The sequence below is a fragment of the Burkholderia sp. SIMBA_062 genome (genome assembly GCF_046534765.1).
GTDB classification, from domain to species: domain Bacteria; phylum Pseudomonadota; class Gammaproteobacteria; order Burkholderiales; family Burkholderiaceae; genus Burkholderia; species Burkholderia ambifaria.
Genome location: NZ_JAWRYD010000015.1, coordinates 138071 through 162872 on the forward strand (window position 1 = coordinate 138071; position 24802 = coordinate 162872).

General features: G+C 67.6%; 19 protein-coding genes. 10 read left to right on the forward strand and 9 right to left on the reverse strand.

Annotated elements, in window-relative coordinates; translation table 11 throughout:
- Positions 1 to 64 precede the first annotated feature (64 nt).
- The 6 genes from SB786_RS18480 to SB786_RS18505 all read right to left on the reverse strand — a co-directional run bounded on the left by SB786_RS18480 (position 65) and on the right by SB786_RS18505 (position 8275).
- Positions 65 to 553 (reverse strand): Biofilm PGA synthesis auxiliary protein PgaD, encoded by a 489-nt coding sequence (locus SB786_RS18480; protein WP_410728697.1) that lies wholly within the window; start codon positions 551 to 553, stop codon positions 65 to 67.
- Positions 531 to 1802: a poly-beta-1,6-N-acetyl-D-glucosamine synthase gene (pgaC, locus tag SB786_RS18485; protein WP_410728698.1), complete on the reverse strand. Its 1272-nt coding sequence runs from the start codon at positions 1800 to 1802 to the stop codon at positions 531 to 533. Before pgaC ends, SB786_RS18480 begins: the two co-directional genes overlap by 23 nt.
- Positions 1799 to 3892 carry a poly-beta-1,6-N-acetyl-D-glucosamine N-deacetylase PgaB gene (gene pgaB, locus SB786_RS18490; protein WP_410728699.1) on the reverse strand — a complete coding sequence of 698 codons (2094 nt, stop codon included), beginning with the start codon at positions 3890 to 3892 and terminating at the stop codon, positions 1799 to 1801. Before pgaB ends, pgaC begins: the two co-directional genes overlap by 4 nt.
- A gap of 15 nt (positions 3893 to 3907) precedes the next feature.
- A complete protein-coding gene (gene pgaA, locus SB786_RS18495; RefSeq protein ID WP_410728700.1) occupies positions 3908 to 6889 on the reverse strand; it encodes a poly-beta-1,6 N-acetyl-D-glucosamine export porin PgaA in 2982 nt (993 codons plus the stop codon).
- Between the two features lie 104 nt (positions 6890 to 6993).
- Complete coding sequence (locus tag SB786_RS18500; RefSeq protein ID WP_410728701.1) at positions 6994 to 7761, reverse strand: hypothetical protein; 768 nt, start codon at positions 7759 to 7761, stop codon at positions 6994 to 6996.
- 85 nt (positions 7762 to 7846) lie between these two features.
- A complete protein-coding gene (locus SB786_RS18505; RefSeq protein ID WP_410728735.1) occupies positions 7847 to 8275 on the reverse strand; it encodes a hypothetical protein in 429 nt (142 codons plus the stop codon).
- Between SB786_RS18505 and SB786_RS18510 the strand changes: the two genes are divergently transcribed.
- Together SB786_RS18510 and SB786_RS18515 are read left to right on the forward strand one after the other, a co-directional pair.
- The gene (locus SB786_RS18510; protein WP_410728738.1) at positions 8183 to 8563 is read left to right on the forward strand and encodes a hypothetical protein; all 381 of its coding nucleotides are present in this window, start codon (positions 8183 to 8185) and stop codon (positions 8561 to 8563) included. The genes SB786_RS18505 and SB786_RS18510 overlap by 93 nt on opposite strands.
- A 114-nt stretch (positions 8564 to 8677) precedes the next feature.
- Positions 8678 to 8884 (forward strand): hypothetical protein, encoded by a 207-nt coding sequence (locus tag SB786_RS18515; protein ID WP_410728702.1) that lies wholly within the window; start codon positions 8678 to 8680, stop codon positions 8882 to 8884.
- A 72-nt stretch (positions 8885 to 8956) separates the two neighbouring features.
- Here the strand turns inward: SB786_RS18515 and SB786_RS18520 are convergent, their stop codons facing one another.
- Positions 8957 to 9940, reverse strand: a complete 984-nt coding sequence (locus tag SB786_RS18520; RefSeq protein WP_410728703.1) for a LysR substrate-binding domain-containing protein — start codon at positions 9938 to 9940, stop codon at positions 8957 to 8959.
- A 671-nt stretch (positions 9941 to 10611) separates the two neighbouring features.
- Here SB786_RS18520 and SB786_RS18525 point away from each other — a divergent pair.
- The 7 genes from SB786_RS18525 to SB786_RS18555 all read left to right on the forward strand — a co-directional run bounded on the left by SB786_RS18525 (position 10612) and on the right by SB786_RS18555 (position 21908).
- A complete protein-coding gene (locus tag SB786_RS18525; RefSeq protein ID WP_410728704.1) occupies positions 10612 to 12027 on the forward strand; it encodes a circularly permuted type 2 ATP-grasp protein in 1416 nt (471 codons plus the stop codon).
- 64 nt (positions 12028 to 12091) lie between these two features.
- On the forward strand, positions 12092 to 13033 hold the full coding sequence (locus SB786_RS18530; protein WP_410728705.1) for an alpha-E domain-containing protein: 942 nt from the start codon (positions 12092 to 12094) through the stop codon (positions 13031 to 13033).
- 8 nt (positions 13034 to 13041) lie between these two features.
- On the forward strand, positions 13042 to 14058 hold the full coding sequence (locus SB786_RS18535; protein ID WP_410728706.1) for a transglutaminase family protein: 1017 nt from the start codon (positions 13042 to 13044) through the stop codon (positions 14056 to 14058).
- A 90-nt stretch (positions 14059 to 14148) separates the two neighbouring features.
- Complete coding sequence (locus tag SB786_RS18540) at positions 14149 to 17583, forward strand: DUF2126 domain-containing protein (protein WP_410728707.1); 3435 nt, start codon at positions 14149 to 14151, stop codon at positions 17581 to 17583.
- Between the two features lie 212 nt (positions 17584 to 17795).
- A complete protein-coding gene (locus SB786_RS18545) occupies positions 17796 to 20402 on the forward strand; it encodes a circularly permuted type 2 ATP-grasp protein (protein ID WP_410728736.1) in 2607 nt (868 codons plus the stop codon).
- Positions 20396 to 21454 carry a transglutaminase family protein gene (locus SB786_RS18550; protein WP_410728708.1) on the forward strand — a complete coding sequence of 353 codons (1059 nt, stop codon included), beginning with the start codon at positions 20396 to 20398 and terminating at the stop codon, positions 21452 to 21454. Before SB786_RS18545 ends, SB786_RS18550 begins: the two co-directional genes overlap by 7 nt.
- Positions 21455 to 21635: 181 nt before the next feature.
- A complete protein-coding gene (locus SB786_RS18555) occupies positions 21636 to 21908 on the forward strand; it encodes a hypothetical protein (protein WP_410728709.1) in 273 nt (90 codons plus the stop codon).
- 77 nt (positions 21909 to 21985) lie between these two features.
- On the opposite strand, the gene pip is transcribed toward SB786_RS18555, so the two are convergent.
- Positions 21986 to 22918: a prolyl aminopeptidase gene (pip, locus tag SB786_RS18560; protein WP_410728710.1), complete on the reverse strand. Its 933-nt coding sequence runs from the start codon at positions 22916 to 22918 to the stop codon at positions 21986 to 21988.
- A gap of 326 nt (positions 22919 to 23244) precedes the next feature.
- Here pip and SB786_RS18565 point away from each other — a divergent pair, with 326 nt between their 5' ends.
- The gene (locus tag SB786_RS18565; protein WP_410728711.1) at positions 23245 to 24396 is read left to right on the forward strand and encodes an acyltransferase family protein; all 1152 of its coding nucleotides are present in this window, start codon (positions 23245 to 23247) and stop codon (positions 24394 to 24396) included.
- Between the two features lie 115 nt (positions 24397 to 24511).
- Here SB786_RS18565 and SB786_RS18570 read toward each other — a convergent pair whose 3' ends face one another.
- Positions 24512 to 24799, reverse strand: coding sequence for a PAAR domain-containing protein (locus SB786_RS18570; protein WP_410728712.1), 288 nt, complete (start codon positions 24797 to 24799; stop codon positions 24512 to 24514).
- Between the last annotated feature and the right edge of the window lie 3 nt (positions 24800 to 24802).

A 24802-nucleotide genomic window follows, 5' to 3' on the forward strand; every position in this document is an offset into this window, starting at 1 on the left:
ATATCAGGAGCGGTGTCGCGCCGCGCGGCATGGGTCGCGCGCGGCGCGGCACGTCTGCTCGGATCTATTCGCGGGGTTGTGGCCCTGCATGCGCGACCCACTCGATGCCCGAGATCGAGCCGTTCGCGTCGTGCGACGCGACGAGAATGCGCGTCGTGCGTCGTGCGCCGCGCCGGCGGGCGCCCGCGAGCGCGGTCGGCGCGACCGAGCGCACCTTCACGCTGGCCGAGCGCCGCAGCATCTTCGACACGCGCCACCGGTACGCGAGCGGATGCACGACGCGCCCCGCGATCAGCCACATGACGATCGTGCCGGCGATCAGCGCGATGCTCGTCACGTAGAACACGATCTGTTCGATCGGCATCTCGGCCTCGTTGAACGGCAACAGGTAGCGGTAGGTATAGATGCAGATCGATGCCCAGACGCCGCCCACCAACGCGGGCCGCATCAGGCGGAACCACGCGACGAGCACGGGTCCGACGATCCCGCCGCGCTCGGCGATCAGTTCGCGCGGCGCGCGCAGGGAAAGGTCAATAATCGGCGCGTTCTTCATGTTGAATGCCTCGGTCGGGACTGACCCAAACGGCGCGCTTGCCGCGGCCCCGCAGTACGACGGCGGGCAGGGCGACGACGGTGGTGACCATGCTGATCAACCAGAACGCGACGGGGTACCAGATGGTGTCAAGGAAGTACATCAGGAGTTTTTCGTCGTAACGACGATCGATCATGCTGCCGATGATCAGCTGCAGGATGCAGGTCGCCACCAGCAGCATCCCGTGCCAGTGCGGCACCACGGACACATGCCAGTTCGGCGGAAGCGGATAGACGACGCCGATCAGCGCGAGCAGCAGGATGAACGACATCGAGTACGCCCACGCGATGCCGATCAGGTACTCGATGAACAGCGGCCACATCATCATCTGCGTGGGCCGCGCGAGCGTACCCGCGTACTTCATCAGCACCTGGATGCCGCCCTTCGACCAGCGCAGCCGCTGCCGGTAGAGCCCCCTGACCGTCTCGGGCATCAGGATCCAGCTGAGCGCGTGCGGCTCGTACACGACGCGCCAGTCGCGGCACTGCAGCTTCCAGCTGATGTCGATGTCCTCGGTCAGCATGTCCGAGCTCCAGTAGCCGACATCGGCGAGCGCGGTCTTGCGGAACATCGTGATCACGCCCGATACCGTGAAGATGCGGCCGTACACCTGCTGCGTGCGCTTGATGAGTCCGACGATCGACGAGAATTCGCCGACCTGCATGCGCCCGAGCAGCGACGTGCGCGTGCGGATACGCGGATTGCCGGTGACCGCGCCGACGCCCGGATCGGTCAGGAAATGCTCGAGCATCCAGCCGATCGCGTCGTGCGCGAGCAGCGCGTCGCCGTCGATGCAGAGCAGGTATTCGGCGTTCGATACCGCGGCCGCGGTCGTGAGCCCGACCGCCTTGCCCTCGTTGCGCGCGTGATGGATCACGAGCAGCCGCGGGATCTCGACGGCCAGCTCGTTGAGGATCTCGCCGGTGCGGTCCTGGCTGCCGTCGTTGACCGCGATGATGTCGTAGTTCGGGTAGTCCATCGCGTTCAGGTGCCGGATCACGCTGCGCGCGTTCGCCGCTTCGTTGAAGCACGGCACGACGATCGAAATCTTAGGGATGCCGCTCGACGCGATCGTGCGCATCGACAGCTCGCGGCCCTCCTCGAGCAGGAAGTAGTGAACGACGCCGCCGATCATCCACAGATATGACATGAAGAACGGATAGTAGAAGACGAAGTCCTGCAGGCGCTGGATGATGCTATGGGTGTTCATGGCGTCTTGGTTCCCTGCGGATGCTGCATCTGCATCAGTGCATTGATCGAGTTCGCGTCGAGGCGGGACTTCAGCGACATCACGTCGCGCATCGCTTCGAGTTGTGGCTGGCCGTTCAGGAAGTTGTCGGGGTAGTAGCCGAAATTCACCGCGCCCTTGCTGCGCAGTCGCCGCATCTGCCCGAGCAGCGTGCTGGCCGGCACGTCCTTGTGAGCGCGCCAGTCGTACGATTGCAGTTCGAACACCGTGCGCTCCAGCCCGCGCTGCTTCGCATGAACGGCCTGCACGAGCTGGTCGAGCCACTCTTCGGGGTCCTTGGCCTGTTCCATGTACGGCATCGCCATCAGCGCGACGTAGTCGTAGGTCGCGAGGAAATCGTCGTAGTTCTGCGCGTACCACGCTTCCGATTCCGGCTTGAGCACCGGCATCGCGAAGATGTTGCGTGCGGTCAGCACGTCGCCCGCATTCTGGTGGGCCAGCACGATCTGCGAGAGCTGGCGGGTCAGGTCGATCAGATAGCGCGACTTCTGGCGCGTCCAGCGCTTCATCAGGTCGGGGTTCTCTCGGATCTTGCCGATATCGGCCGGCAGCCCCCACTGCGAATAGGTGCGCAGCGCATGCTTGCCCGCATCCTCGTAGTCGTCGAGCACGGCATCGTCGCTGAACAGGATGCCGCTGAACGACGCGTGCTTCGTGAGATCCTCGTAGATCTGCTGGATCATCAGCCGCGCATCCGGATCGAACGGGCTCAGCCGGAACACGCGCGTGCCGTTCTCGCGGGCCGGCGCGCCGCCGTAGGCGCTCACGGCCTCGATCCCGCGCTGCTTGTTCGCCGGCGGCCGGAATGCGAGCACCGGCATCCACGCGTACACCTGCACGTTGGCGCGCGTGTTGAGCTGCCATGCGGCGCGCGAGAACAGGTCGGAGCGCATCGGCAGGTGCCGGTTCGGGAAATACACCGCTTCGGCCACGCCCGTGCCTTTCGGGTCCGCATACGCCTGCAGGTACACCGATTTCGGCTGCATCCGGTGGATGCGTTCGATCAGCTTGCCGAGATTCGCTTCCTGCCGCGCGGGGTCCGGATCGTAGACCTGGTCGAGATCGATCTGCACGGTGCGCTCGGGCACGTCGACGTCGCCGCGGTTGGACGCCGGTTCGCGCATCGAGCGCTCGAATCCGCCGATGTCGACGTCGTACATCATCAGGATCCGTCTCAAGCGGTCCAGCGGCACGTCCGGCGTATTCGGGCCGGCGTCGAGGCTGAACTGGATGTCCATGCCGAGCGACGTCGATATCTTGCGCACGGGCTGGTTTTCCGCGCCGTATGGCCACACCATCGAGCGTGCGACGATGCCGGTGTGTTCGCGGATCTGCCGCATGCATGTCTGGAGGTCGTTGTGCACGCGCGCTTCGAATTCGGCGTCGGTTTCATAGCGCTTCTGGTCCTGCAGGTAGAGGTGCGAGGTGGTCGCCGGCAACTCGTTGCCTTGCGGATTCGCGATCGCGCCGTGATGGAGGTTGTGGGTGTGGCAGCCGAGCTCGACGAGGTGCGACTGGCCGAGCTTCTTCACCTCGTCCCACGACAGGAAGTAGTCGCGCGGCACCTGCACCTTGTCGCTGATACGGATCGGCGTATCCGGCGGCGTATCGATCCACGCGGTGACGATGCCCATCACGGCCGGATATTTGAAGCGCTCGAGCAGCGGCAGCACCTTCGTGTAGTGGCTGCGAAAGCCGTCGTCGAACGTGAGCAGCACCGAGCGCGGCGGCAGCGGCTTGCCGCCGTGCCGCGACTCCTCGATCTGCTTGACCGTGATGGTGTGGTAGTTGTTGGTCTGCAGCCACGAGAAGATCGCGGTCAGCGTGCCGGTATCGACCGCGAACGGATCGACGATCGCAGACGGGGAGTTGAACGACGCCATCAGGTTGTCACGCACGTCATGCAGGCAGATCACGCGAAACGTCTTGCCGTCGGCCGGATCGGACGGCGGCAGCAGGTCGATCATCTTGGCATTGCTCACGCCCGGGAACAGCGAACAGGCGGCAAATGCGCCCATGCATCCGCACATGAAGGTCCGTCTGGATTGCATCGTACGATCTCCTTGCTAGAACGGCAGGTTGAGCGACAGGAAGCCGGTTTCGGAGCGCTCGCGCGAGCCGTCGTACGCGTGGCTGCTGACCTCGACGCCGTAGCTCAGCGTGATGTCGTGCTTGAACGTCCACGCGTGCTCGAGCCGCGCGCTCCACAGCGCACTGGTGCCGAATCCGCGCTCGTTGTAGGCGCCGCCCGACACCGAGATGCGCTGCTGCAGCCCCATGTCGCCTTTCTTCCACAACGTCAACTGGTGCATCACGGTCGCCGCGGCCGCATAGTCGCGGCCCGGGCTGAAGTAGGGGGCGTCCCGGCGCGTGTTGCTGCTGGTGCCGAGATCCAGCGATACGTTGACGAGCTGGTTGGCGGCCGTGTACACGCGCTGCGTGGCGCTCGCCGTGATCTCCTGGTGCAGGTTCGAATCGCTGTAGCGGCTCACGCCGTAGCCCAGCTTGACCTCGCGACGGTCGTTCTGGCGATACACGACCGACGCGTTCGCGGAGCGGCCCCAGATGTGCGCGGCATACGCCTTCCACGGCAGCGAGTTGTCGTTGCTGTCGAGCCCGCCGGAGACGGTCCAGTAGTCGTTCAGCGCGTAGGCGATCGTCCCGCGGCCGCCGGTTCGGCCGTCCCCGCCGAACGAGCGCGTGACTTCGCCGAGGACCGTGAGCGGCCCGTGCCGGTAGTCGCCGCCGATGCCGGTGCGGGTCCGGCTGATGCTGCCGCTGTCGGTTTGCGCGTGGCCGAAGAACGTGTGCGAGAAGACCCGCCAGTTGTCGCCGAACGGTTGCGAATAGACATAGCTGTCAGACGTGAAGCTGTTGTCGGCCAGCGCGCTGTTGCCGTGCTCGAAGCTCAGGTCGGTCGTGAATATGGGGCTGCGGTACGCCTTGTAATCGCGCTTGAAGCTGCGCACGGCGCCGCTGTCGGGGAACGTGTTGTCCAGGGTCTGGTCGACGGTCTTCGCGCTCGCGTAGTCGTCCGCCGTGAGCGACGCGCGGCCCAGGCCCGCAAGCATCTCGACGCTGTCCGGGTGGTCGGCCAGCGACGCGCGATACATCGCGATCGCCTGGCGCGGATGCGACTGGCCCGACACCGCATCGGCGTGTGCGGCGCGAACCTCCGCGTTGAACGGCACCTCGTTCTCGAGTTGTTCGAGCGCGGCGATCCCTTCGTCGGGGTGACCCGTGAAGATGAGGTATTGCGCGCGCAGCCGGTAGTAGCGCAGATAGTCGCTTTCCCCCGGGCCGTAGTTGCGCACCTCCGTGGCCGGCGGCAGCGACTTGCCCATGTCGTCGAGCACCTGCTTCGCGTCCGCCGCGCGGGCCCGGTCGACGTACGACCAGAACAGCCCTTCGCGCAGTTCGATCGCGCGCGTGCGCGCACCGTACTGGAAGCCGCGGGTTGCGCGGTCCGTCGGCGACGCGGTCGCCTGATTCAGCGCACGCTGGTACACGGCATTCGCCTTGCCCGGTTCGCTCAGATACAGGTAGGCGTCGCCGACGGCCGCCAGCGCGTCGATCGAGATCTCCGCGTCGGGCGGGATGGTCTCGAACGTCGCGACGGCCTTCGTCATGTCGCCGCGTGCCGCAAGGGCGACCGTGCGGTCGCCCGCGAGCGCCGTCCTGACCGGCGTGTATTCGGGTGTGGCCGGCATCCGCTTGTCGAGATCGTCGGCCGCGCGCAGCGCGTTGTCGAGTCCGTCGAAGCGGTCCGAACTCGTCATCGAGCGCGACTTGTCGCGTCCGCCGCGCACCTGCTGGCGAATCGACAGTTCTTCCAGTTGCGCGATGTCGACGGCGGAGAACGCATCGGGCCGCGCTTTCGCTTCGTCGAGCGCCGCGACCGCGCCGCCGCTCGCCGCGAGGCCGAACACGTCTTTGCGCACGGTTTCGACGTCGGCGGTACGGAGGTCGGGCGCCTTGGCGTTCGGCGTTTCGACGTCAGGCCCTTGCGATCGTTGTATGGATTCGCCGGGTAGCTGGGCGCCGGGCGTCTGTGAACCCGGCCCCTGGGACGACGGCAACTGCGCGCCCGGCATCTGCGTCACGGGCGCGGGCGAGTTCGGCATCGGCGTGCCGGATGCCTGAGCGGTTTGCGTCGGTGCATTCGGTGGCGTGGTGGTGGCGGCTTGTGCGGGCTGCGGCGCGGTGTCGGAGGGTTGCGCGCTCGGGGCCGGCGCCGACGCGGCGGATGCGGAGGGTTCGGATGTCGTCGCGGCGGTAGGCGCCGGTGTATCGGGCGGTTGGGTGCTGGTGGCCTGGGCAGGCGGCATTGGTGCGTCCTGCGTCTGTGCGATCGGTGCGGGGGTATTCGGCGGTGTGGTGTCGGATGCCTGCGTCAGTCGTACCGGCGCGTCCTGCGTCTGCGCGACCGGTGCAGGCGTATTCGGCGGTGCAGTGTCGGATGCCTGCGTCAGCTGCATCGGCGCGTCTGGCGTCTGCGCGACCGGTGCAGGCGTATTCGGTGGCGTGGTGTCGGACGTCTGCGCCAGTTGCATCGGCGCGTCCTGCGTCTGCGCGATCGATACAGGCGTACTCGGCAGCGCGCTGTCGGACGCCTGCGCCAGTTGCTTCGGCCCGTCGGGCGTCGGCGCGACAGGTGTCGGCGGATCGGGGGGCTGCGCGCCAGGCGCCGGCTCGCCCGATTGCGGCGCTTCCGGTTCCACCACGACCGTGATCGGCATAGCCGATGCCTGAGCGATCTGCAGCGACGCGTCGGACGCCAGCGCGATCGGCGTCGGCGCATGAGGCGGCAGCGTGCCCGAACCCTGGGCGGCCTGCATCGGCGCCCCCGTCGGCTGCAAGTCGGGGGGCAGCGCATCCCGCGCGCCGTAGGTCCTGGCGATTTCGCGCGCGCTACCCGGTTCCGCGTCGCCTTCGGCGGCAAAGCAGGGGCCGGACGCGACGAGCAGCAACAGCAATGGCGCATGCAGGAGGATCCGCCGGTTGGACGGAGCGACGGTGGTGCATTGTTCTTTACGATTGTTAGCCACGGTATGTCCTCACTTCTTGTCGATCACATCGGTTGCATGCCCGACGACGCTCGTCGTCCGCCATCACGCTGCCGGGTGGCGAGGCCCGGCGGCATCCGGCCGGCTCACAGGCGGTTACGGATCGCTTGTCCAAGCAGCGCGCGCGATTCGCTGTTCTTCGGGTCGATCGCGAGTGCCCGGCTCGCGTTTTGCTCCACGCAGTTCCATTGATCCATTTGTGCGCACGAGCGCGCTTTGGCCAGCGCGCGGGCGCCTTCCACCTCCGCGCGCGTCACGCTGGCGGCCTGCATGTGCGCCGAGTCCGCTGTATACGAGTGCGGCTGCACGCTCGGCTCGGGGTCGGCGGATTTTTTCGTGCGCGCCAGCGCCTGCGAACGTGACGTCCGGTGCGCTTCGGATGAGCGCGTGGTGCGCGCGCCGGCGGATGCGGCAGACGCGTTGGCCGCGAGCGTCGGGGATGACCCATGCGCACGGCGCGCGTGTTTCGCGTGGGACCGTGCCGCCATTGGCGGCGGCACGGTGGGTTCGGCCGCCGCCGACATCACGGGCGCGGCCGATGCAGGCGAACCAGCCGGCGTGGCCTGTGCGACGGTCGATGCGACGCGGGCCGGTGCGGACGGGCCGGATGCGTTGTCCGTCACGGCCACGATGGCGTTGCGATATTTCTGGACGGCGGTGCCGACCATGCCGGCGATGTCGTGCTTCACGGTCGTGTGGGCTGCGTTGCCCATCCCCACGTCGCGCTCGACATACGCGAACGCACCGAAGATCGCGGCAAACGCGACGATGCTGAGGGCCGCATTCTTGCCCGGGCCCCAGGAGGGTTTCGGCTGACGGACCGGCGCGTCGTCCGGTCGCTCTGCGCGAGTCATTCCATGCTCCTCGTTTCGGTGGATAGCGGTGGATCGCGGTGAATGGCGCGATCGTGCGGTGTCGGCACGCGGATTCGGCCGGGGCTCACCATTTCAACTGCGTGGTGAGCGCGCCCGTTTCGACGATCGCGAACTGCGTCGCCCCCTGATAAGTCCCTTCGACCCGGTAACTCGCCTCGGGCACGCTAAACAGACAGCGCGGGCCCGTGGCCTTGAATTCCAGCAGCACGCGCCCGTGTCGCCGCAGCCGTACCTGCACGTTGGACAGCGGTTGCCCGGTGCTGCCCGCCACGAACGACACACCGAGGTTGTACGGACGGCCGTCGGGGGGCAGCGGCGCCGTACCGTCGATTCGTGCATCGCCGCAGATGTACGAAATCACGTATCGCTCCGTGCCCTCGCCGGACGCAGGCATCTCGGTTTGGGTCTGGCCCTCGGCCACGGCATGGATGCAGAGCGCGAATACGACGATGAGCAACGGGCGAGCATGCTGTTTAAACGACGAGGAAGACATTGCAACCTCCATCCGGAATCGATGACGACGCATTATTCCGAGTCGAAATTATCTGCGTGCTTTTGCGACATGCTATTGATACACGATGGGTTTGGAAAAACAATTGTGTGTAGCCCGAACAACACACCGTTTAAAATGTCTTATTTAAACAGGATTGGGATTTATTCGACGAATGTCTATCAGCAGAATAAAGGTGGTATTGCCGGACATGAAATTTGCTCAGCGGTAACAATGACCCGTCGGGAAACTTACGACGTAAGAGGTGCCGGAATTCGTGCCGAAAAATAACGACTGATAAAAGGAAGTTTTGCCTCTGTATTCGAGGCGTTCCGATGACATCGGCGTACACGTTGTGGAAATCGAAAAATAGGGCGCGACGGCTTTGCTGCAAATCGTCGTCCCATGCAAATCGAAACTTTTATCTCGTTCTGTAACAGGTTATTTCTGCTGTTGAAATCGGCAAGTTATTCAGGATCAGATATTTCTGATAGAAAGAAATACGGCCCGGACTCGCAAACGTTTGGCGCGTTTTACGCGCTTGATCCAGCGCGCGATATTCGCATCAATACTGCGGGCAGGACCGGAAAATGCGCGGCGCGCGCCGCTTGAATGACGGCGCGACGCGCGGTTATCCGCGCATCGTGCGCCGGCGGAGTCAGGCGATGAGGACGGGGAAGGGGGCTATCGGCTGCCGCCGACGCTGCGGCGCGCGATGCGCACGGCCGGCTCGGCCGCGATCGGGCCGTCGGCGGCGGCGCGCGGCCGGTTCATGATGTAGGTCCACAGCTGTTCGGCCGCGAGCCCGCGCTTGCGCGCGGACCGGTACAGGCGGATCTCGAGCTCGGTAATCCAGTCCGCCGAGCCTGCCCGCACGAGCGAACCTTCCGCGAGTTCCTTCGCCACGCAGCTTTCTGGCAGCCAGCCGATCCCGTGCCCGGCCACGACCATGCCCTTGAGCGCCTCGGACATGTGCGTCTCGAAGCACCGGTGCAGCGCATACGATTCGGACGCATTCAGCAGCAGCATCTCGACGACGTTACCGAGGAACGCGCCCGACGAATACGCGAGCAGCGGCAGCGGCGCGTCCGGCGCGCCCGGCAGTTCGAATACCGGCCTGCCGCGCGCGTCGGGCGTCGACACCGGCAGGATCCGTTCGACGCCGAGCGTGACGAACGGGAAGTGGTTCGGATCGAGCACGATCGGCAGTTGCGGATGGTGATAGCCGAGCAGCAGGTCGCATTCACCTTCGACCAGTTGCTGTACGCCTTCCGGCACATTCACCGCATTGACGCGCGCGGTCACGTGGCCGACTTCTCCGTTCAACTGCTTGAGCCATTCGGGGAACAGCGTGAACACGAGCGTATGCGCGACCGCGAAGCGCACGACCTGGTCGCTTGCCGCGAACTGGTCGTAGCCGTTCACGAGGTTGCGTGCCGCATACATGCTGCGCAGGATGTCCGCGGCCAGCCCGCGGAACATCTGGCCCGCCGGCGTCAGCGTGATGGGGTTGATGCTGCGGTCGACCAGCTTCGCGTCCATCCACGTTTCGAGCGCGGCGATTCGTCTGCTGAACGCCGACTGCGTGAGGTGCCGATGACGCGCGGCCCGGGAAAAGCTCTTGGTATCCGCAAGGCTCAGGAAATCTTCCAGCCACTTCGCTTCCATTTCGATCTTCGCTTGTTATGTCGGGCGCCCACAGGGGCGGCGGCGCCGTTTCGCTGCACGAACCTTCTAGCCTACCGCGCCTCGCGCGCCGGCAACCGATGTTTTTTTTCGATCGGTGTCAGTCGAAATATGCATGAGCATTGTCGGCGGTATTACGGCTGCATAAGTTTGAGGCGCCGGACCCGGCTAACCGGTTAGTTCACCGCGTCGAACGCCGGTGCGGCCGCAGACGGTACTTCCCCAGGGCCGACCGCGCAGGTTGCGTGGCCGGCCCGCTTTCCCGCGAGCGGGCCGCGACGACCCGGCGCGCCGTGCCATCCCGGGCCGGTAAACCGGGGATCGAGGCCAGGACGAGGGGTGCGGGGCACCATTCGTCACGAGGGGCACGATGGCCGCGGGCGCGCATTTGGTGCAGTGCAGATTGCGCATTCGCGACACGCGGGGGAACTATGGTCGACGGCCGCGGCATCGGCCGCGCGCGATCGCGGCGCGTCGATGCGGCGGAGAGAGCCGTCGCTGCACCGTCATGGTGCGTCATGGCGCACGAGCGTGCGCGGCGCGGCGCCAAAAGGGGGGAATCGAGCGGATAGCGCAAGGCACGTTCCTTGCAAAGAAGTGAGTACGCCGGTCCGGCATGCGCAATGCCGGGGAGAACGATGGAGAACAATTCGATGAAACCGTTCGATGAAATGCTGCAATCCGGCGACATGGTGAGAGCGCCTTACGCGCGCCTCAAGCAGTGGCTCGACACGCAGAACCCAGCAAGCCTCGCCCAGAAGGCCCACGACGCCGAAGGCGTGTTCCGCAGGACGGGCATCACGTTCGCCGTATACGGCGACGCGGAGGCCGCCGAGCGGCTGATTCCGTTCGATATCGTGCCGCGCATCATCTCGGGCGCGGAATGGAGCCGGCTGTCGCTCGGCATCGAGCAGCGGGTGATGGCGCTCAACGCGTTCCTCGACGACATCTACCACCGCCAGGAAATCGTCCGCGCGGGCATCGTGCCGAAGCACCTGATCGCGCACAACGAGGCATTCATCCCGGAGATGATCGATTTCCGGCCGCCCGGGAACGTTTACACGCACATCATCGGCGTCGACATCGTGCGCACCAGCGAAAACGCGTTCTACGTGCTGGAGGACAACGCGCGCACGCCGTCGGGCGTGTCGTACATGCTGGAAAACCGCGAGACGATGATGCAGCTCTTCCCGGAGCTGTTCCAGCAGGTCAAGGTGCGCCCGGTCGAGACCTACCCGCAGATGCTGCGCCAGTCGCTCGCGGCCGTGTGCCCGCCGGGCGGCAACGCCGACAACCCGACCATCGCCGTGCTCACGCCCGGCATCCACAATTCCGCGTACTACGAACATTCGTTCCTCGCGGACCAGATGGGCGTGCACCTCGTCGAAGGCAGCGACCTGCAGGTGGTCGACGGTCGCGTCGCGATGCGCACGACCGAAGGCTTCCGGCAGATCGACGTGCTGTACCGCCGCGTCGACGACGCGTTCCTCGATCCGCTCACGTTCCGCCCCGACTCGGTGCTCGGCGTGGCCGGCATCATGGATGTCTACCGCGCCGGCAACATCACGATCGCGAACGCGCCGGGCACCGGCATCGCCGACGACAAGGCGATCTACTCGTACATGCCGGAGATCGTCGAGTTCTACACGGGCCGCAAGGCGTTGCTGGAGAACGTGCCGACCTGGCGCTGCGGCGAGGCCGACAGCCTGAAATACGTGCTCGATCATCTCGACGAACTGGTCGTGAAGGAAGTGCACGGCTCGGGCGGCTACGGGATGCTGGTGGGGCCATGCGCGTCGAAGGCCGAGCTCGAGGCATTTTCCGCGAAGCTGCGCGCGCGGCCCGCGAACTACATCGCGCAACCGACGCTGGCGTTGTCCACGACGCCGATCCTGACCGAAGCCGGTCTCGCGCCGCGCCACGTCGACCTGCGGCCGTTCGTGCTGGTGTCGGACCGGATCCGCATCACACCGGGCGGGCTCACGCGCGTCGCGCTGCAGGAAGGATCGCTTGTCGTCAACTCGAGCCAGGGCGGCGGCACCAAGGACACCTGGGTGCTGGCCGACTGAGCCGGGCACGACCGCGCGCGCCGCAGCCGGCGCGCGAACCGAACGAAGACGGAGTGGATACGAGATGCTTCTGGGACGAACTGCGAGCGGTCTCTACTGGATGTACCGCTATATCGAGCGCGCGGAAAACATCGCGCGCATCGTCGATGCCGGGCTGCGGATGGCGCTTACGCGCACGTCCGACGCGCCGGCCGAATGGTCGTCGGTGCTGGTCAGCTCGGGCGCGGACGACGGCTATCGTCAGAAGTACGACGCATATGCCGCCGATACCGTGACCGACTACCTGCTGCGCGATCGCGACAACCCGTCGAGCGTGCTGTCGTGCATCGAGGCCGCACGCTCGAACGCGCGGATGGTGCGCACGGCACTCACGCGCGAGGCGTGGGAGAGCGTGAACGGCGCGTGGCTGGCGCTGCGCCGCGCGCTCGCGGAGCCGGTGCCGGAGAGCGGGCTGCCGGCCGTGCTCGACGAAGTGAAGCGCGAAACCGCGCTGATCCTCGGCAGCTTCTACAGCACGATGCTGCGCAACGAGATCTTCGATTTCGCGCAGATCGGTGCGTTCGTCGAGCGCGCGGACAACACCGCGCGGATCATCGACGTGAAATATCACCTGCTGCTGCCGTCGGTGTCGCACGTCGGCACGATCCTCGACAACTACCAGTGGGAGACGATCCTGCGCTGCGTGGCCGCGCACCGGTCGTATCGCTGGGTGTACGACGTGCAGTACAAGCCGATGAACATCGCCGACTACCTGATCCTGAACGGCCGCATGCCGCGTTCGCTGCGCTATTGCTACGGGCGCGTCGTGTCGAGCCTGAACCTGCTCGCGAAGGATTACGGCGTGACACACCCGTGTCACGACACGGCCACGAAGATCCTGCAGATGCTGTCCGACACGTCGGTCGAGCGGATCTTCAAGAGCGGCCTGCACGAGTTCCTGACCGACTTCATCGGCCGCAACAACAGCCTCGGGGCCGATATCGCCCAGGCCTACAACTTCGACTGAGACTTGCCATGCGACTCGCCATCCGACACATCTCGCGTTATAAGTTCGACGATCAAGCCACCCATGCGCTGCAACGGCTGCGGCTGCGCCCGCAATCGGGGCCTGGACAGACGGTGCGCGCGTGGCAGGTCACGATCGACGGCGTCGAGCCGACGCTGTCCTATGCGGACGGCTTCGGCAATCGGATCGACCTCGTGCGCCACGACCCCGGCGCGAAGAACGAGATCGTCGTGGTCGCGGCCGGCGTCGTCGAGACGCAGGACCGTGCGGGCATTCTCGGCAACTCCGAGGGCTATGCGCCGCCGTGGATCTTCGAGCGCGAGACCGCGCTCACGAAGGCCGGCGACACCGTGCGCGAGCTTGCGCAGGCACTGCCGATCGAGCCGCACAGCCTCGATGCGCTGCACTGGCTGATGACGGAAGTGCACGGTCGCATCGCATACGCGCCGACCCTGGCCGACGCGCCGGTCGACGCCGAAACCGCGCTGCAAAACGGCGAGGGCACGAGCCGCGACCATGCGCATGCGTTCATCGCGGCCGCGCGCGTGCTGAAGATTCCCGCGCGCTATATCTCGGGCTACGTGCTCGCCGACAGCGCGATGCAGCGCATCGCCGACGCGAAGCAGAGCGTCGCTGACGAAGACGAGGAGGAATCGCTTGCGCTGCAGAGCAGCGAGGGCATGGAGCAAGCGCTCGGCGCGTCGCATGCCGCGCAGTCGCAATCACAGTCACAGTCGCAGGGGCAGTCACAGTCGCAGTCACTGGGGCTGCAGCAGCCGGCGCTCGGCGCGCAGCCGCAAACCGCCGCGCTGATGCAGCAGCCGGCCGGGCACGCGTGGGCCGAGGCGTACGTAGCAGGGCTCGGCTGGGTCGGCTTCGATCCATTCATGAACCGCTGCCCGGACGAGCGCTACGTGCGCATCGCGGTCGGCCTCGACCATCGCGACGCGCAGCCGGTGACAGGACTCGGCGCGCGCGCCGTCGGCGTCGAGATCAGCGTCGTGCAGTCGCCGGAACTGGTCTGACGCGCCCCTTCGCCGAATCCGCCGCACCGTGCCGCCGCAGCGACGGCGACGCGGCGCGCGCGGCCCCAACCCGAACCGAGCGGCTCCCCCATGCCCATCCACGTCGCGCTGCATCACACCACCCGCTACCGTTACGACCGGCCCGTCAATCTCGGGCCGCAGATCGTGCGGCTGCGGCCCGCGCCGCACTGCCGGACGCCGATCGTCGCGTATTCGATGACGGTCGAGCCCGCCGAGCACTTCATCAACTGGCAGCAGGACCCGTTTTCGAACTATCTCGCGCGGCTCGTGTTTCCGGAGCGCACCGAACACTTCGAGATCACCATCGATCTCGTCGCCGAAATGTCGGTGTACAACCCGTTCGACTTCTTTCTCGAAGCGAGCGCGGAGCAATACCCGTTCAGCTATGACGATGCGCTGAAGACCGAACTCGCGCCATACCTCGCGTGCGATCCGGCCACGAGCGAGGCGCCGCGGTTCCGCGCGTATCTCGACGGCGTCGACCGCACGCCGGCCGGCACCACGAACTTCCTCGTCGCGCTGAACCAGCAGCTGCAGCGCGACATCGGCTATCTCGTGCGCATGGAGCCGGGCGTGCAGACGCCCGAGCAGACGCTCGAGCTCGCGTCCGGGTCGTGCCGCGACAGCGCATGGCTGCTCGTGCAGCTGTGCCGGCATCTCGGTATCGCCGCGCGCTTCGCGTCCGGCTACCTGATCCAGCTCACGCCCGACGTGAAGGCGCTCGACGGCCCGAGCGGCACGTCGGTCGACTTCACCGACCTGCACGCATGGTGCGAGGTCTATCTGCCGGGCGCCGGCTGGATCGGCTTCGATCCGACCTCGGGCCTGCTCGCCGGCGAAGGGCATATTCCGCTCGCATGCACGCCGCAGCCGACCAGCGCCGCACCGGTCGAAGGGCTGATCGACGAATGCGAAGTCTCGTTCGAGCACGAGATGGCGGTGACGCGCGTGTACGAATCGCCGCGCGTGACGAAGCCGTATACCGAGTCGCAATGGGCGGCCGTGCGCACGCTCGGCACGCAGGTCGACGGTGCGCTGACGGCCGGCGACGTGCGGCTGACGCAAGGCGGCGAGCCGACCTTCGTGTCGATCGACGATCGCGACGGCGCCGAGTGGAACACCGATGCGCTCGGCCCGACCAAGCGCGGCTACGCGACCGAACTCGTGCAGCGGCTGCGCGCCGAATACGGCGAAGGCGGCTTCCTGCATTTCGGGCAGGGCAAGTGGTATCCGGGCGAGCAGTTGCCGCGCTGGGCGCTGTCGATCTTCTGGCGGGCCGACGGTCAGCCCGTGTGGCAGGACCCGTCGCTGTTCGCCGACGAGCGCGAGCCGTCCGCGCTGACGACCGACGACGCGAAGCGCTTCATCGACGCGCTGGCCGCGCGCCTCGGCCTGACCCACGAATTCGTGCAGCCCGGCTACGAGGATGTCTGGTACTACCTGTGGCGCGAGCGCCGGCTGCCCGTCAACGTCGATCCGTTCGATTCGCGCCTCGACGACGAGCTCGAACGCGCGCGGCTGCGCAAGGTGTTCGAGCAGAAGCTCGACAGCGTGGTCGGCTACGTGCTGCCGCTCAAGCGCGCGGATGACGAGTCCGGCCGCGATCGGCCGGGCCTCGACGGTCCGCGCTGGCAGACGGGCCCGTGGTTCTTCCGCGACGAGCGGATGTATCTCGTGCCCGGCGATTCGCCGATGGGCTATCGGCTGCCGCTCGATTCGCTGCCGTGGGTCACCGGCGCCGATTATCCGTACCTGGTCGAACGCGATCCGTTCGCGCCGCGCGCCGCGCTGCCGGACGCGACCGCGTTCCGTGCACGTCATGTGGGCGCGGCCGACGCGCCGCGCTATCTCGCCGGCGCGCATCGCGAAGCCCCCACGCAAACGGTCATGCAGTGGCGCGGCGACGGCGCCGACGCAGCCGGACGGCATGCGCCCGGCCTGCAGGACCCGCAGCGCCGCCCCGAGCGCTTCGAATCCGCCGGGTGGATCACGCGCAGCGCGCTGTGCGCCGAAGTGCGCAAAGGCATCCTGTACGTGTTCATGCCGCCGCTCGCCGCGCTCGAGGATTATCTCGACCTGCTCGCGGCGATCGAGCTGACCGCGCACGCGATCGGCGTGAAGCTCGTGCTCGAAGGCTATCCGCCGCCGCGCGATGCGCGGCTCAAGCTGCTGCAGGTCACGCCCGACCCCGGCGTGATCGAGGTGAACATCCATCCGGCCAGGAGCTTCGACGAACTCGTCGAGCAGACCGAATTCCTGTACGACGCCGCGTGGCAGTCGCGCCTGTCGAGCGAGAAGTTCATGGTCGACGGCCGGCACGTCGGCACGGGCGGCGGCAACCACTTCGTGCTCGGCGGCGCGACGCCGGCCGACAGCCCGTTCCTGCGCCGCCCGGACCTGCTCGCGAGCCTGATCGCTTACTGGCACAACCATCCGTCGCTGTCGTACCTGTTCTCCGGGCTGTTCATCGGCCCGACGAGCCAGGCGCCGCGCGTCGACGAGGCGCGCAACGACCAGCTCTACGAGCTCGACATCGCGTTCGCGGAAATCCAGCGCAACAAGCTGCTGTACGGGCAGCACATGCCGCCGTGGCTCGTCGACCGCGTGCTGCGCAACCTGCTGATCGACGTGACCGGCAACACGCACCGCAGCGAGTTCTGCATCGACAAGCTGTATTCGCCCGATTCGTCGACCGGCCGGCTCGGCCTGCTCGAACTGCGCGCGTTCGAGATGCCGCCGCATGCGCGGATGAGCATCGTGCAGCAACTGCTGCTGCGCGCGCTGGTCGCGCGTTTCTGGGCTGCGCCTTACACGACGCCGCTCACGCGCTGGGGTACCGCGCTGCACGATCGCTTCATGCTGCCCGCGTTCCTGAAAATGGATTTCGACGACGTGCTGGCCGAGTTGCGCGACGCCGGCTTCGGGTTCGATCCGGCGTGGTTCGCGCCGCACTTCGAGTTCCGCTTCCCGCTGTTCGGCCAGATCGCGGTGAACGGGATGCAGCTGTCGCTGCGCGGTGCGCTGGAGCCGTGGCACGTGATGGGCGAGGAGGGCGCGCCCGGCGGCACGGTGCGCTACGTCGATTCGTCGGTCGAACGGCTCGAGGTGCGCGTGACGGGGCTGAACGACAACCGGCACGTCGTGACCGTCAACGGCCGCGCGCTGCCGCTGCAGCCCACCGGCACCGTCGGCGAATATGTCGCGGGCGTGCGCTACAAGGCGTGGGCGCCGCCGTCGGCGCTGCATCCGACGATCGGCGTGCACGCGCCGCTCACGTTCGACATCGTCGACACGTGGCTGCAGCGCTCGCTCGGCGGCTGCCGGTATCACGTCACGCATCCGGGCGGGCGCAACTATGCGACGTTCCCGGTCAATGCGTACGAGGCCGAAAGCCGCCGGCTCACGCGTTTCGTCGAGATGGGACACACGCCGGGACGGATGACGGCATCGGCCGCCGCGCCGAGCCGCGAATTCCCGTTTACGCTCGACCTGCGGCGGCCCTGAGCGCCGGATGAACGGACGGACGACGATGCGCGGTTCGCGACCTCCCTGCGCGCCGGCCGGAGTGCTAGGATGCGGGCAGGCCGCGGCTGCCCGCCGCGTCCGCCGTGCCCGGCCGCCGCTGCGGCGGCGCGCGGGCACGGCCGCACCCTGACGACGGAACGATACCGACCGTGCCGCTCATTCACCCCGACACTCTCGCCGACGCCGACGCGATGCCCACGCTTTTCGATACCGGCGCGCAGCCGGACGCCGCGGAACTGGCCGCCGCGCTCGCGGCGCCGGCCGCTGCCGGCCGCTACGACGAACTGCGCGGCAGCGCCGCCGGCCTCACCGCGCCGCTGCTTGCCCCCGCATGGCGCAGCTTCTTCACGTCGATCGGCCCCGACGGCGTGGCCGACCTCGACCGCCGCGCCGACGCGCTGCAACGACGCATGCGCGAGAACGGCCTGTTCTACCAGCTCCACGAGCAACGCGCGGGCGACGGCGCGGCCGGCCCGTGGTCGCTCGACCTGCTGCCGCTGATCGTCACGCCCGAGGACTGGGTCGGGATCGAACGCGGCGTGCTGCAGCGCGTGCGGCTGCTGAACGCGACCATGGCCGATCTGTACGGCCCGCAGACGATCCTCGAGCGCGGACTGCTGCCCCCCGCGCTCGTCACCGGCCACCCCGGCTATCTGCGCGCGATGCGCGGCGCGCGCGTGCCGGGCGACACGTGGCTGCACCTGGTTGCGTTCGACCTTGCGCGCGGCCCCGACGGGCAATGGCGGATCGTCGCGCAGCACACGCAGGGCCCGTCCGGGCTCGGTTATCTGCTCGAAAACCGGCTGATCGTGTCACGGCTCTTTCCGCGCGGCTTTCGCGGGCTGCGCGTGCAGCGGCTCGCGTCCGCGTACCGGTCGCTGCTGCAGAGCATGCAGGCGCTCAGCCCTACCGCCAGGAATTCGCGGATCGTGCTGCTGACGCCGGGGCCGCACAGCGCGACCTACTTCGAGCATGCGTATCTCGCGCGCTATCTCGGTCTTACGCTCGTCGAGGGCGGCGACCTGACCGCGCGCGACAACCACGTATTCCTGAAGACGCTGCGCGGGCTCGAGCCCGTGCACGGGATCCTGCGGCGCGTCGACGACGCGTGGCTCGATCCGCTCGAACTGCGGCCCGACTCGCTGCTCGGCGTGCCGGGGCTGCTGCAGGCCGTGCGCGCGGGCAACGTGCTGCTCGCGAATGCGCCGGGTTCGGGCTTCCTCGAATCGCCGGGCATGCTCGGCTTCATGCCGCGCCTCGCGGAAGGGCTGCTCGGCGAAACGCTGACGCTGCCCGCCGTGCATTCGTGGTGGTGCGGCGAGGCGGCCGCGTGCGACGACGCGCTGCCGCAGCTCGCGCGCAGCATCGTGAAACCGTCGTATCCACCCGACGCCCAGGCCGGCGGCGGGTTCGATCCGGTGATCGGCGCGCGGCTCACGCCGGCGCAACTGGCCGAGTGGCGTGCGCGGATCCTCGCGCGGCCCGAGCATTACACGGTGCAGGCCGACCTGCCGCTGTCGCAGGCGCCGACCTGGCCGGGGCGCGACGCGCCCGACGGTAACGGCGGCGCGCGCATCGTGCCGAAACCGTTGCTGCTGCGCGTGTTCGCGCTCGCCGACGGCGCGCAACGCTGGCGGCTCCTGCCGGGCGGCCTGTCGCGGGTCGGCACGCGCGATACGCTGTTCAACGCGCCGATGCCGCGCGGCGGGAGCACCGTCGATACGTGGGTGATGACCGAAGGCATCGTAGATTCGACGACGCTGCTGCAGACCCGTCTCGGCCCCGACGATCTCGTCGAGCACCCGCGCGCGATTGCGAGCCGCGCGGCCGAGAACCTGTTCTGGCTCGGCCGCTACACCGAGCGCGCGACCAGCCTGATGCGTCTCGCGCGCGCCGCGCTGGAGCGGCTGCGCGGCGAGGACGACGTCGACAGTCCCGCGCATCTGGAGCTGATCGACACGCTGTGCCGTGACACCGGGCTGGTCGCGTCCGACGCGCCGAACGCCGTCGATGCGCCGCGTGCGTTCCAGCACGCGCTCGCGACGTCGCTCACGCGCGGCGCGGACCGCACGTCCGGCATCGCGTCCTGCCTGTTCGGGATGCGCGGCGCCGCCGCCGCGATCCGGGAGCGGCTGTCGAGCGACCAGTGGCGGTTGATCGACGACGCGACGCAGTTGTTCGCCGACAGCGCCGACCATCCGGAAGCCGAAGAACAGATCGGCAACGAGGCGCTGCAACTGCTGGAGCGGCTGGGCCTGCTGCTCGGTGCGATCACCGGCGCGCAGACCGACAACATGACGCGCGACGACGGCTGGCGGCTGCTGTCGATCGGCCGGCAGATCGAGCGGCTGGACTTTCTGTGCAGCGTGCTGAAGTTCGCGTTCGACGAGGGCGCCGTGCACCGGCAGGACGGCTTCGAGCTCGTGTTGGAGCTGTTCGACAGCACGATCACGTTCCGCTCGCGGTTCCAGCGCGGCTTCGACGTCGCGCCGCTGCTGTCGCTCGTCGTGCTCGACACCGACAACCCGCGCTCGCTCGGCTGGGTCGTGCAGGCGCTGCGTGGCCGGCTGACGAAAGTCGAGCGCAGCGAAGGCTATGCGCTGTCCGAACTCGCCGAGACGGTTCCGGACGTGCCCGCGTGGTCGCTGCACGAATTGTGCGAAACCGGCGACGACGGCCGGCACGACAAGCTGCTCGACGCGCTCGACACGACCGTGAAGGCGGTGTGGGAATTGTCGAACCGGATCGGCGAGCGCTATTTCAGTCATGTGCGCGACGCGGGCAGGACGCTATGGTGACGACGAAACACGCGGCGAAGACGTCGCCCGCGCCGGGTTCCGGCAGCGCGAAGGGCGCACCGGCGGCTACCCCTGCAACACCCGCCACGCCGACCACCGTCGCGCCCGGTCGCGTGCTGCGCGTGACGCACGACACCGAATACCGCTACGCGGCGCGCGTCGAATCCGCGCAGCACCAGGCGCGGTTGCAGCCACTCGCGACGCCGCGCCAGCAGGTGCTGTCGTTTGCGCTCGACATCGAGCCCGCGCCGGAGTCGGTCTGCACCGAGATCGATGCGTTCGGCAACGCGCGCGCGTCGTTCGCGCTGAACCAGCCTCACGATGCACTGCTCGTGCGTAGCCGCAGCACGGTGCGCGTGAGCCCGCCCGTATGGTCGCTAGGGGCACGCGGCGCACCGCCCCCCGCGATCGCGAACCCCGACGCCGAGCATGCGATGGCGTGGGAGGCCGTGCGCGAGCGCTTGCGGTTTCGCGCGGGGCAGCCGTACGACGCGGCGAGCGAGTTCGTGTTCGCGTCGCCGCATGTGACGTGCGATCCCGAACTGGCCGCGTATGCGGCCGCGAGCTTCACGCCGGGGCGGCCGCTCGTGCAGGCCGCGTGGGACCTGATGCGGCGCGTGCATGCCGATTTCGCGTACACGCCGAACAGCACCGACATCACGACGACCGCGCTCGATGCGTTGCGATTGCGCAAGGGCGTGTGCCAGGATTTCGCGCACGTGATGATCGGCGCGCTGCGCTCGCTCGGGCTCGCCGCGCGCTATGTGAGCGGGTATCTGCTGACCCAGCCGCCGCCCGGGCAGCCGCGGCTGATCGGCGCGGATGCGTCGCATGCATGGATCGACGTGTACGACCCGGCATGGCCAGAAGATGGCGGCTGGCTGCAACTCGACCCCACCAACGACCGGGCGCCGGGTGACGATTACGTGATGCTGTCGATCGGCCGCGACTATGCGGACGTGACGCCGTTGCGCGGCGTGATTCGCGGCGGCGGCGCGGATCAGGAGCTGAAGGTCGGCGTGACGGTCGAGCCGCTCGACGAAGCGCCGTGATGCGCGGTGATCTGCCCGATACACCGCTCGCCGACCGTTTAAGTCGTCGTTAATACTACCCGCCTAGCATGGTGGTGCCGGCGAACGGATCGGATCGGTCCGGCGCCGGCGGCACGCGCGGGTGCGTCGACGTCACGGCGCCGCGCCGTCGCGCAGCCATTCCGTTGCAACGGCGGCAGAGATGATCAAGAACTTCGACTACCCGCTCGGCAACGAGACGATTGCGCTCTGCGCGAGCTTCGGCGCGGGCCCAGCGTTCCGCCGCGTGCTCGTGAGCCGCGCGGATTCGATGGAGACGCTGGTGGTGCTCGACGCACGCGGGCTGTCCGGCCTGCTGAAGGTGGCGACCGAGGAGCCGGAAGGGTTGCTCGACGACGCGATCCGCAAGGTCGGGGACGAACAGCTCGTCGAGCGCGCGATCAGCGGCCGGGCGATCGTCGAAGCCGCGCTGTGAGCGGGGCGGCACGGCGCGTGCGGGCCGGTCTTGCCGGCCGCAGCGCGCTGTGCGGTGTCTCTCAGTGCTGATTACGCTTACGCGGCGAACCGGTCTGTCGCGGCGAGCAGTGCCTTCAGGATGCCCGGTTCGTTGTACGCGTGCCCGGCGTCCGGCACGATTTCAAACGTCGCGTCCGGCCACGCTTTCGCGAGATCCCATGCGGTGCGTGCGGGTGTCGCGATGTCGTAGCGGCCCTGGACGATCACGCCCGGAATGCCGGCGAGCCGATGCGCGTCGCGCAGCAACTGGCCTTCGTCGACGAACCCGCGATTCACGAAGTAGTGGTTTTCGATCCGCGCGAACGCTAGCGCGTAGCGGCCGTCCGCGAAGTGCTCGGCCAGCGCCGGATCGGGCAGCAGCGTGATCGTGCGGCCTTCCCACAGGCTCCACGCACGCGCGGCTTCGAGCTTCGCGGCTTCGTCGTCACCCGTCAGCCGGCGATGGTACGCGGCCATCAGATCACCGCGCTCGGCTTCCGGAATCGGTGCGAGGAATTCTTCCCACAGGTCCGGAAACAGCCGCGATGCGCCTTCCTGGTAATACCACAGCAATTCCGCGCGACGCATCGTGAAGATGCCGCGCACGACGAGCGCGCTTACGCGTTGCGGGTGTGTTTGCGCATAGGCGAGGGCGAGCGCGCTGCCCCACGAACCGCCGAACACGAGCCATTGTTCCGCGCCCGTCATCTCACGCAGCCGCTCGATGTCGGCCACCAGGTCCCAGGTCGTGTTGTTGTCGAGGCTGGCATGCGGCGTCGAGCGCCCGCAGCCGCGCTGGTCGAACAGCAGGATGTCGTAACGCTCGGGATCGAACAGACGGCGATGGTCGGGGCCGCAGCCCGCGCCCGGGCCCCCGTGCAGGAACACCGCCGGCTTGCCGGACGGGTTGCCGCAGCGCTCCCAGTAGATGTGGTGGCCGTCGCCGGTGTCGAGGTGGCCGTGGGCGTAGGGTTCGATCGGTGGGTACACAGGCAGGCTCCGGGTGAGGGGCGACAGGACGGCGGACGAGGCGCGAGCCGGGATGCGGGCGGTAACGGCAGCGCCGGTGTCGCGGGGATTACGGCGCCGCAACGGTTCGTTGCGTCTGCATCGGGCCGGCGCCGCCGCCGGACAATGCTGGTCATTATGCCCATTCAATCCGGCCGCTGCGCGGCGGCCCGCGCCCCGGAATTTTTGAAATAATTTCATTCCGATATTTTTCAGACAAAATCGCGACGGCATGTCGGCGCTGGGCTCGGAATCGAGAATTGCGCGCCGGCCTGCCATCCCTCCACCGTGCCAACGGAAACCAGTCGATGAACCATCGCGTCAAGCAGCTGACAGGGTTGCGCGCCGTCGCGGTCACGATGGTCGTCGTCGGCCACGCGGAGCACGTGTTGCCCGGCGGCTACACCGGCTGGTTCGCGCCGCTGCGGCTGATCGCCGACGGCCGGCTTGGCGTGCTGATCTTCTTCGTCCTGAGCGGGTTCCTGATCACCAACGTGCTGCGCGCGGAGTTCGCGCGCACCGGCGGGATTGCGCTGACGTCGTTCTACGTGCGCCGCGCGCTGCGGATCTGGCCGGCCTGCTACGTGTATCTCGCGATCGTCGGCATCCTCGCCGTGGTCGGCTGGCTCGACGTTGATCGCCGCCAGTGGCTGTATGCGGCGCTGCATCTGTGGAACTACTCGGCGTGGTTCGGGCTGACCGGCGACAACGCGCTGCATCCGGACGGCGCGTGGTATCTCGGCCATTTCTGGTCGCTCGCGCTCGAGGAACAGTTCTACTGGTTCTGGCCGCTGCTGTTCGTGTACGGCATCCGCCGCCGTGGCACGCGCTGGCTGGCTGTGCTGATCCTCGCCGTGCCGCTCGTGCGCACGCTCACGTATTTCGTCGCGCCGGCGCTGCGCGGGCAGCTCGCGATGATGCTGCATACGGGTGTCGATCCGATCCTGATCGGCTGCTACGCGGCGCTCAACCGCGAACGGCTCGAAGCGTGGATTCGCTCGTGGCGCGGCGAGACGCGCATCGTGACGGCGATCGTCTTCATCGTGCTGTTCGGGATGCCGCTTGCCGAACACCGGCTCGGCGGCTTCTGGAATGCAACCTACGGCGTGACGCTCGAGGCTGCGCTGATCGCGATCGTGATCGTCGTGCTGAATTTCCGCAGCGAGTTCTGGTGCGCGCGGTGGCTGCGGGCTGCGCCCGTCGTGTTCGTCGGCACGATTTCGTTCAGCCTGTATCTGTGGCAGCAACCGTTCGCGAACCCGGGGCTGCCGGTCGCGCATGCGTTTCCGCTAGGCATCGTATGGGCGCTGCTGGCGGCGACGGCGAGCTACTTCCTCGTTGAAAAACCGTTCCTGCGGCTGAAGGATCGCTACACCGCGCGCGAGGCGCGACGCGTGCGCGACGACGCGCTGCGGATGCCGGCGCCGACCGATACGATCGGGCCGAAGGTGGTGGAGTAGGCGGGCGGGGCGGCGGTCCGCCGCCGTGTTACTTGAAGCGCTTGTGCGCGGCGGGCGAATACCAGAAGTCTCGGAACTATATCGAGTCGCCCCTGAACAATTCGTTTTGCTCTGGTCAAACGTCGATATATGAGACGGATTGCGAGGCGACCAGGCGAGGCGGTGTCGGGCACTGACACATGCACAGATCGTCGCTCAACGCTGCTTCTCGTCCGTCCGGCCCTGTGGTGGAGATCCGCGGGCCGGTGCACTCGATTTTACCCAACGTCTTGCAGACAGGGCACCACACCGGATCGTGCTCGTAGGCCTGTTCGCGGCCGCCGATCAGATCGGTGCCATCGCCGCCTTGGACGATACCGCCGGCGGTCGTCGTGTCACCCTTCACGATGTCGTAACGTCGCATGGC

Excerpts from the sequence above, each read along its gene's own strand:
- SB786_RS18480 (WP_410728697.1), bottom strand. The coding sequence starts at position 553 with ATGAAGAACGCGCCGATTATTGACCTTTCCCTGCGCGCGCCGCGCGAA.
- pgaC (WP_410728698.1), bottom strand. The coding sequence starts at position 1,802 with ATGAACACCCATAGCATCATCCAGCGCCTGCAGGACTTCGTCTTCTAC.
- pgaB (WP_410728699.1), bottom strand. The coding sequence starts at position 3,892 with ATGCAATCCAGACGGACCTTCATGTGCGGATGCATGGGCGCATTTGCC.
- SB786_RS18500 (WP_410728701.1), bottom strand. The coding sequence starts at position 7,761 with ATGACTCGCGCAGAGCGACCGGACGACGCGCCGGTCCGTCAGCCGAAA.
- SB786_RS18505 (WP_410728735.1), bottom strand. The coding sequence starts at position 8,275 with ATGTCTTCCTCGTCGTTTAAACAGCATGCTCGCCCGTTGCTCATCGTC.
- SB786_RS18515 (WP_410728702.1), top strand. The coding sequence starts at position 8,678 with ATGCAAATCGAAACTTTTATCTCGTTCTGTAACAGGTTATTTCTGCTG.
- SB786_RS18520 (WP_410728703.1), bottom strand. The coding sequence starts at position 9,940 with ATGGAAGCGAAGTGGCTGGAAGATTTCCTGAGCCTTGCGGATACCAAG.
- SB786_RS18525 (WP_410728704.1), top strand. The coding sequence starts at position 10,612 with ATGAAACCGTTCGATGAAATGCTGCAATCCGGCGACATGGTGAGAGCG.
- SB786_RS18530 (WP_410728705.1), top strand. The coding sequence starts at position 12,092 with ATGCTTCTGGGACGAACTGCGAGCGGTCTCTACTGGATGTACCGCTAT.
- SB786_RS18535 (WP_410728706.1), top strand. The coding sequence starts at position 13,042 with ATGCGACTCGCCATCCGACACATCTCGCGTTATAAGTTCGACGATCAA.
- SB786_RS18540 (WP_410728707.1), top strand. The coding sequence starts at position 14,149 with ATGCCCATCCACGTCGCGCTGCATCACACCACCCGCTACCGTTACGAC.
- SB786_RS18545 (WP_410728736.1), top strand. The coding sequence starts at position 17,796 with ATGCCCACGCTTTTCGATACCGGCGCGCAGCCGGACGCCGCGGAACTG.
- SB786_RS18550 (WP_410728708.1), top strand. The coding sequence starts at position 20,396 with ATGGTGACGACGAAACACGCGGCGAAGACGTCGCCCGCGCCGGGTTCC.
- SB786_RS18555 (WP_410728709.1), top strand. The coding sequence starts at position 21,636 with ATGATCAAGAACTTCGACTACCCGCTCGGCAACGAGACGATTGCGCTC.
- SB786_RS18565 (WP_410728711.1), top strand. The coding sequence starts at position 23,245 with ATGAACCATCGCGTCAAGCAGCTGACAGGGTTGCGCGCCGTCGCGGTC.
- SB786_RS18570 (WP_410728712.1), bottom strand. The coding sequence starts at position 24,799 with ATGCGACGTTACGACATCGTGAAGGGTGACACGACGACCGCCGGCGGT.